Annotated in this window: 7 protein-coding genes; all 7 read left to right on the forward strand. The window is 40.1% G+C overall.

The window, feature by feature from the left end; genetic code table 11:
• The first annotated feature begins 118 nt into the window (after positions 1–118).
• The 7 genes from parC to ADM33_RS06495 all read left to right on the forward strand — a co-directional run bounded on the left by parC (position 119) and on the right by ADM33_RS06495 (position 8,399).
• Positions 119–2,596 (forward strand): DNA topoisomerase IV subunit A, encoded by a 2,478-nt coding sequence (gene parC / locus ADM33_RS06465; RefSeq protein WP_080982702.1) that lies wholly within the window; start codon positions 119–121, stop codon positions 2,594–2,596.
• 124 nt (positions 2,597–2,720) lie between these two features.
• Positions 2,721–3,743, forward strand: coding sequence for a branched-chain amino acid aminotransferase (locus tag ADM33_RS06470; RefSeq protein ID WP_049503891.1), 1,023 nt, complete (start codon positions 2,721–2,723; stop codon positions 3,741–3,743).
• A gap of 21 nt (positions 3,744–3,764) precedes the next feature.
• Complete coding sequence (locus tag ADM33_RS06475; protein ID WP_049503894.1) at positions 3,765–5,732, forward strand: peptide ABC transporter substrate-binding protein; 1,968 nt, start codon at positions 3,765–3,767, stop codon at positions 5,730–5,732.
• A 34-nt stretch (positions 5,733–5,766) separates the two neighbouring features.
• Complete coding sequence (locus tag ADM33_RS06480; RefSeq protein ID WP_049503896.1) at positions 5,767–6,456, forward strand: DUF969 domain-containing protein; 690 nt, start codon at positions 5,767–5,769, stop codon at positions 6,454–6,456.
• Positions 6,453–7,376: a DUF979 domain-containing protein gene (locus tag ADM33_RS06485; RefSeq protein WP_049503898.1), complete on the forward strand. Its 924-nt coding sequence runs from the start codon at positions 6,453–6,455 to the stop codon at positions 7,374–7,376. The genes ADM33_RS06480 and ADM33_RS06485 overlap by 4 nt, the downstream gene beginning before the upstream one ends.
• A gap of 13 nt (positions 7,377–7,389) precedes the next feature.
• Positions 7,390–8,034 carry a pyroglutamyl-peptidase I gene (gene pcp, locus ADM33_RS06490; protein WP_049503901.1) on the forward strand — a complete coding sequence of 215 codons (645 nt, stop codon included), beginning with the start codon at positions 7,390–7,392 and terminating at the stop codon, positions 8,032–8,034.
• 134 nt (positions 8,035–8,168) lie between these two features.
• Positions 8,169–8,399: a DUF2969 domain-containing protein gene (locus ADM33_RS06495; protein ID WP_000037109.1), complete on the forward strand. Its 231-nt coding sequence runs from the start codon at positions 8,169–8,171 to the stop codon at positions 8,397–8,399.
• Positions 8,400–8,452 lie beyond the last annotated feature (53 nt).

An 8,452-nucleotide genomic window follows, 5' to 3' on the forward strand; every position in this document is an offset into this window, starting at 1 on the left:
ACACGGGACTAAGACTTAGGAAAAAAGAGAAATCATCTTGAGTTCATCGAACCCTGCATCGATTTTCTCTTTTTCTACAGAAATTTTCGGCAGGTCGAAACGTCCCTTTGTATCTTATATGAGTAACATTCAAAATATGTCCCTGGAGGACATCATGGGAGAGCGCTTTGGTCGCTACTCCAAGTACATCATTCAAGACCGGGCTTTGCCAGACATTCGGGATGGATTGAAGCCGGTTCAACGCCGTATTCTTTATTCGATGAATAAGGATGGCAATACTTTTGATAAGAGCTACCGTAAGTCGGCCAAGTCTGTCGGTAACATTATGGGGAATTTCCACCCACACGGGGACTCTTCTATCTATGATGCCATGGTTCGTATGTCTCAGGACTGGAAAAACCGTGAGATTCTAGTTGAAATGCACGGAAACAACGGTTCAATGGACGGAGATCCACCTGCGGCTATGCGTTATACGGAAGCTCGTTTGTCAGAGATTGCAGGCTACCTTCTTCAGGATATCGATAAAAAGACAGTTCCCTTTGCTTGGAACTTTGACGATACCGAGAAGGAGCCAACTGTCTTGCCAGCAGCCTTTCCAAACCTCTTAGTCAATGGTTCAACAGGTATTTCAGCTGGTTATGCCACAGATATTCCACCGCATAATTTGGCAGAGGTTATTGATGCTACGGTTTATATGATTGATCACCCAACTGCCAAGGTTGATAAGTTGATGGAATTCTTGCCTGGACCAGACTTTCCTACAGGAGCAATCATCCAAGGTCGTGACGAGATCAAAAAGGCCTATGAAACTGGTAAGGGGCGCGTGGTTGTTCGTTCCAAGACTGAAATTGAGAAGCTTAAAGGTGGTAAGGAACAAATCGTTATCACTGAGATTCCTTATGAAATCAATAAGGCTAACTTGGTCAAGAAAATCGATGAAGTCCGTGTCAATAACAAGGTGGCAGGTATCGCTGAGGTTCGTGATGAATCTGACCGTGATGGTCTTCGCATCGCTATAGAACTCAAAAAAGATGCGAACACGGAACTTGTTCTCAACTACCTTTTCAAATACACTGACTTGCAAATCAACTACAACTTCAACATGGTGGCGATTGACAATTTTACGCCTCGCCAGGTTGGAATTGTACCGATTTTGTCTAGCTATATCGCCCACCGTCGTGAAGTCATCTTGGCTCGTTCTCGCTTTGACAAGGAAAAGGCTGAAAAACGTCTCCATATCGTGGAAGGTTTGATTCGCGTTATCTCGATTTTGGATGAAGTCATTGCCCTTATCCGTGCTTCTGAGAATAAGGCTGATGCAAAGGAAAACCTCAAGGTCAGCTATGAATTTACAGAAGAACAGGCTGAAGCTATCGTTACCTTGCAACTTTATCGTTTAACTAATACAGACGTGGTTGTCTTGCAAGAAGAAGAAGCAGAACTTCGTGAGAAGATTGCTATGCTTGCGGCTATCATCGGTGACGAACGAACTATGTACAATCTCATGAAAAAAGAGCTTCGTGAGGTCAAGAAGAAATTTGCGACTCCACGTTTGAGTACTTTAGAAGATACAGCAAAAGTCATCGAGATTGATACAGCTAGTCTGATCGCTGAAGAAGATACTTACGTTAGCGTGACGAAGGCAGGTTATATCAAACGTACTAGCCCTCGTTCCTTTGCAGCTTCAACCTTAGAAGAAATTGGTAAACGGGATGATGACCGATTGCTATTCGTTCAATCTGTCAAAACTACTCAACACCTTTTAATTTTTACAACGCTTGGAAATGTCATCTATCGACCTATCCATGAGTTGTCAGATATTCGTTGGAAGGATATCGGGGAACACTTGAGTCAAACGATTACAAACTTTGAAACCAATGAAGAAGTGCTCTATGTTGAAGTTGTGGATCAGTTTGAGGATGCGACAACCTACTTTGCAGCAACACGACTTGGCCAAATCAAACGTGTAGAACGCAAAGAATTCTCTCCATGGAGAACCTACCGTTCTAAATCTGTCAAGTATGCTAAGTTGAAAGATGATACTGACCAGATTGTAGCAGTAGCTCCGATTAAATTGGATGATGTTCTGTTGATCAGTCGAAATGGTTATGCCCTCCGCTTCAACATCGAAGAAGTGCCTGTCATCGGTGCCAAGGCAGCAGGTGTCAAAGCCATGAACTTGAAAGCAGATGATGTGATACAGTCAACCTTTATCTGCAATACTTCATCTTTCTATCTTTTGACACATCGTGGAAGCCTTAAGCGTGTTTCAATCGAGGAAATTCCAGCAACCAGTCGTGCTAATCGTGGTCTTCAAGTTCTTAGAGAATTGAAGAGTAAACCCCATCGCGTCTTCCTAGCTGGTGCAGTTTCTGAACAAGGATTTATCGGAGATCTCTTTAGTACAGAAGTAGAAGATGGAGAACAAACGCTTGTCATCCAATCAAATAATGGAACGATTTATGAAGCAGTCCTACAAGATTTGAATCTATCAGAGCGTACAAGTAATGGAAGCTTCATCTCTGATACTATTTCAGATGAGGAAGTTTTTGATGCCTACCTCAAAGAAATCTTTAAAGAAGACAAAGAAAATTAAAAATCGGTCTTAGTGACTGATTTTTTATAAGTAAAATTTTCAGAAAATTACAAATAATACTTGAATTTTTAGGAGAATAGTGTAGAATAGAACAAAGAGCTTGATTAGAATAAAGGAGATTGTCATGACAGTTACGATTGATTGGGAAAATCTCGGTTTTTCCTATATGAAACTACCTTATCGTTATATCGCTAATTTTAAAAATGGACAATGGTCTCAAGGAGAATTAACAGAAGATGCAACCTTGCATATTTCAGAATCATCTCCAAGCCTTCACTATGGACAGCAAGCATTTGAAGGATTGAAAGCCTATCGTACAAAGGATGGCAGTATTCAACTCTTCCGTCCAGATGAAAATGCTAAACGTCTGCAACGTACCTGTGATCGTCTCTTGATGCCACAAGTTCCAACAGAAATGTTTGTAGAGGCTTGTAAAGTCGTTGTTCGTGCAAATGAAGAATACGTACCCCCTTATGGAACTGGTGGAACTCTTTACCTTCGTCCGCTCTTGATTGGTGTTGGAGATATCATTGGGGTAAAACCAGCTGAGGAGTATATTTTTACCATCTTTGCTATGCCAGTTGGAAATTATTTTAAAGGTGGATTGGTTCCAACAAACTTCTTGATTCAAGACGAGTATGACCGTGCTGCACCAAATGGAACAGGGGCTGCCAAGGTTGGTGGGAACTATGCAGCTAGTCTTTTGCCAGGAAAAATGGCTAAATCCCGTCATTTTTCAGATGTTATTTATCTAGACCCATCAACCCACACCAAGATTGAAGAAGTTGGTTCAGCAAACTTCTTTGGAATTACAGCTGATAATGAGTTTGTAACCCCACTGAGTCCATCAATCTTGCCATCGATTACCAAGTACTCATTACTTTATTTGGCAGAGCATCGTTTGGGCTTGAAGCCTGTTGAAGGAGATGTACCAATTGATAGTCTGGATCGATTTGTAGAAGCAGGTGCCTGCGGTACTGCGGCAGTTATCTCACCAATTGGAGGAATCCAACATGGTGATGACTTCCACGTTTTCTACAGTGAAACAGAGGTTGGTCCAGTGACTCGTAAACTATACGATGAATTGACAGGTATTCAATTTGGTGACATTGAAGCACCAGAAGGTTGGATTGTAAAAGTAGATTAAAAATTATTAAAGGAGATCTTTATGAAAACGAAAAAGTGGATGTTAACAGCAGGAGTGGTCCTGAGTACAGCAGTTCTTCTAGTAGCTTGTGGTAAAGCTGACAAGGAAGCAGATGCGCCTACAACTTTCTCTTATGTCTATGGAGTAGACCCATCATCTTTGGACTACAGTATCGCAACTCGTACTTCAACAACTGATATCATCGGTAACGTCGTTGATGGTTTGTTGGAAAACGATGAATATGGGAATTTGATTCCTTCCCTCGCTGAGGATTGGAGTGTCTCACAAGACGGTTTGACTTATACTTATAAACTTCGCAAAGGGGTTAAATGGTACACGTCAGAAGGTGAAGAATACGCTGAAGTAACTGCGCATGACTTTGTTACTGGGTTGAAACACGTAGCTGATGGCAAATCAGACGGTGTCACTCTTATTCAAAACTCAATTAAGGGCTTGAATGAATATATGACTGGTGAGACTAACGACTTCTCAACAGTTGGAGTTAAGGCAGTGGATGATTATACTGTTGAGTACACTCTAAACGCACCTGAAACTTTCTGGAATTCCAAAGTAACTTCAGCAACTATGTTGCCAGTAAATGAAGAATTCCTCAAAGCTTCTGGTAAAAATTATGGAACGGTCAGTCCAGCTGGTATTCTTTATAACGGTCCATATATTTTGAAGACATTGACTTCAAAATCTTTAATCGAATATGAAAAGAACCCAAATTATTGGGATAAAGAGAAGGTTAAAATCGAGAAAGTTAAATTAACTTACTATGATGGATCAGACCAAGAATCCTTGATCCGTAGCTTCTCTTCAGGTGTTTACACAACAGCTCGCCTCTTCCCAAGTAGCTCAAACTTTGCTTCTACTTTGGAACAATACGGGGATAAAATTACATATAGTCCACAGGATTCAACTAGTTACTACTTTACCTTTAACGTAAACCGTCAATCTTTCAATAAGACAGCGAAAACAAGTGAAGAACAGAAAACTTCTACAAAAGAAGCAATGCTGAACAAGGACTTCCGTCAAGCCATCAACTTTGCCTTCAACCGTCATTCTTATGCTGCCCAGCTCAATGGTGAAGATGGTGCGGACAAGATTATTCGTAACAGCTTAGTACCAGATAACTTTGTACAATCTGGTGGTAAAAACTTTGGTGATATCGCTCAAAAAGAATTGGTCAACTATGGAGACCAATGGAAAGGTGTTGAGCTCGTCGACGGAAAAGATACCATCTACAATCCTGACAAAGCCAAAGCTTCATTTGAAAAAGCTAAGAAAGAGTTGGAAGCAAAAGGTGTAACCTTCCCAATTCACTTGGATGTCCCAGTTGAACAGACAGATACCATTGCCGTTCAACAAAGCAATTCCTTTAAACAATCAATCGAGTCAACTCTTGGTTCAGAAAATGTCGTGATCGATGTCCTTCAGATGACTGATAACGAGAAGGAAAGCATTACATCTCAAGCGCGTGTTCCTGCTCAAAAAGACTATGACTTGAACAGTACTGGATGGGCTCCAAGTTACCAAGATCCAGCAAGTTATCTCAATATCATGGATCCTAAGACCGGTTCCGCTATGAAACACCTTGGTATTACTAAAGGAAAAGATAAGGAAGTAGTAGCTCAACTAGGTTTGGACGAATATAAGAAACTCTTGGATGATGCAGTTTCTGAGAAAAATGACTTGGATAAGAGATATGAAAAATATGCTAAAGCTCAAGCTTGGCTTACTGATAGTTCTCTCTTGATGCCAACAGCTTCATCAGGTGGTTCACCAGTTGTCAGCAATGTCGTTCCATTCTCTAAACCATACTCACAAGTAGGTATTAAGGGTGATCCATACATCTTCAAGGGAATGAAATTGCAAAAAGAGATTGTAACTGCTAAAGAATATCAAGCAGCTCTTGAAAAATGGCAAAAAGAAAAATTGGAGTCAAACAATAAATACCAAAAAGAACTAGAAAGTCATGTCAAATAAAACAGACTAGTACTTTTGGAATAAAGGGGCCTATATGGAATGGATTAAACTAATAGGGATACTTATCATTGTGGTTGGTTTTATCTATAAGTTAGATACAATCGCAACGGTAGTCTTAGCTAGTTTAGTTACAGCTCTAGTTTCTGGAGTTTCTCTTGTTGAATTCTTGGAAATTTTGGGAAAAGAATTTAGTAATCAACGAGTTCTTACGATTTTTATGGTAACCTTGCCACTGGTAGGTTTATCTGAAACTTTTGGCCTCAAGCAACGTTCGATTGACTTGATTCAAAAGATTAAAGGTCTAACCGTAGGAAGTTTTTATACAGTCTATTTCTTTTTTCGGGAACTCGATAGCTTCTTTGCCATCCGTCTAGGAGGACATCCGCAGTTTGTAAGACCTTTGGTTCAACCCATGGGACAAGCAGCAGCAGAGTCTCAATTAGGTAGAAAATTAACGGAGCAGGAGAGCGAAGCGCTAAAAGCGCGTGCAGCAGCAAATGATAATTTTGCAAATTTCTTTGCTCAGAACACTTTCGTTGGTGCAGGTGGTGTCCTCTTGGTGGGGGGCACTCTGGACCAATTAGGTTACGAAAGTAATTATGCAGGCATCGCTTCGGCTTCGCTTATTGTTGCAGGAGTGGCCCTACTTGTGGTAGGAATTTACAATTACCTGTTTGATAGAAAACTGCTAGTGAAAAAGCTTAGTAAAGGAAAAGAAGAATGAGCAATCTAGCAAGTCAGTTATTAGAGTTGACCTATATTGTGATTGGTTGTCAATTCCTTCATACGGCTTATTGTAGCTATAAAGATAAAACAAACCCAGTTCGCTTTGGAACAGCTGGGTTTTGGGCTTTATTGGGCATCAGTTTTATCGGTGGCTCTTATCTACCTTCTATCTGTATTGGAGTTATCGTAGTGCTATTAGCACTACTAACTCTCTTTAAACAGGTTCGTATCGGAACCTTACCGTTTCTGGATGAAGTCAAGGCAAACATTGAAGCTAAACGACTAAAGAATAAAATTTTTATTCCGGTCATGTTAATGGCTTTGATTGCTTTGGTATTAGCAAAAATGATTCCTGACTTTAGTAAGATTGCTATCAGCCTTGCAGCATTTTTTGCAACCATCTCTCTTTTATTGATTACTAAGAGTTCTCCTAAAAGCTTGTTAGCAGAAAATAATCGCATGGTTCAGCAAGTCTCAACTAGTGGGATTGTGCCTCAACTTTTAGGGGCTTTGGGAGCAATTTTTACCGTTGCGGGCGTTGGAGACTTGATTTCGCATTTAATCAGCGGTCTAGTTCCTTCGGGTAGTCGTTTTATGGGTGTAGTGGCTTATGTCCTTGGGATGGTTCTATTCTCCATGATAATGGGGAATGCATTTGCTGCCTTCACGGTTATTACTGCTGGAATTGGTGTTCCCTTTGTATTTGCCTTGGGAGCTGATCCAATCGTGGCTGCAGCTCTAGCAATGACGGCAGGTTGCTGTGGAACCTTATTGACTCCAATGGCGGCTAACTTTAATGCTCTACCGGCAGCTCTCCTGGATATGAAAGATCCAAATGGGGTTATCAAAGCGCAGGTAGGAGTAGCTATTGTCATGATTATCATTCATGTATTTTTGATGTACTTTTTGGCATTTTAGTAAAGGAAATAAAATGAAAATATTAGTAACAGGTTTTGATCCTTTCGGTGGTGAAAAGGTCAATCCAGCCTTGGAAGCTGTTAAATCATTACCGTCAGAGATTCATGGCGCAGAGGTTCATTGGGTAGCAATCCCAACGGTCTTTTATCAATCAGCAGAGGTTTTAGAAGCAGAAATAAATCGATACCATCCAGATGCTGTGCTTTGCATCGGACAGGCAGGAGGAAGAGCTAGTCTAACTCCTGAGCGAGTTGCCATCAACCAAGATGATGCTAGAATTCCAGATAACCAAGGAAATCAGCCGATTGACACTCCTATACGCCAGGAGGGTCAAGCAGCCTATTTTAGCACACTACCGATCAAAGCAATGGTACAAGCCATAAAAGAGGAAGGGCTACCAGCTACAGTTTCCAATACAGCAGGAACCTTTGTTTGCAATCATTTGATGTATCAGGCTCTCTATTTAGCGGATAAAAAGTTTCCCAATATGAGAGCAGGTTTTATGCATATTCCTTATATGACAGAACAAGTGGTAAATAAGCCTAATACAGCATCTATGAATTTAACTGATATCGTCAGAGGTATCGAAGCTGCGATTGGTGCTATCGTAGATTATAAAGATAAGGACATAAAATTAGTGGGTGGGACAACCCACTAACAATGAGTCTTCCCTAGATTAAAAAAATAGATTCTCTCACAAAAACTCTTTATCAAGGCTGCCCTTATAAAGAGTTTTTTCTTGCCAGTTTTTTAAATTTCTTGTACAATAGGAAGAGTGAAAAGAGGTATGGTATGAGTAAAAAAGATAAAAAAATTGAAATTCAATTAACAGACGCAACTGTTTTAGTTGGTCAGGAAAAGTTTGAAGGCTACACATTAACCATTGGGAAAAAGATTATCGGTGAAATTGCTGAACTAGATAATCAATTCGCAATCATAAAGAATGGAAATGTCGATAGTTTTTATAAAAAACTTGAAAAAGCTGTGGAAATTTTGATTGAAAACTATAATTTAGCAAAATAAAGCTTGTTTTTTGTAAATTTTCATGATATAATAGTTTTTGTTGAACATTGGAG

The sequence above is a fragment of the Streptococcus oralis genome, assembly GCF_001075875.1.
Lineage (GTDB): Bacteria > Bacillota > Bacilli > Lactobacillales > Streptococcaceae > Streptococcus > Streptococcus oralis_I.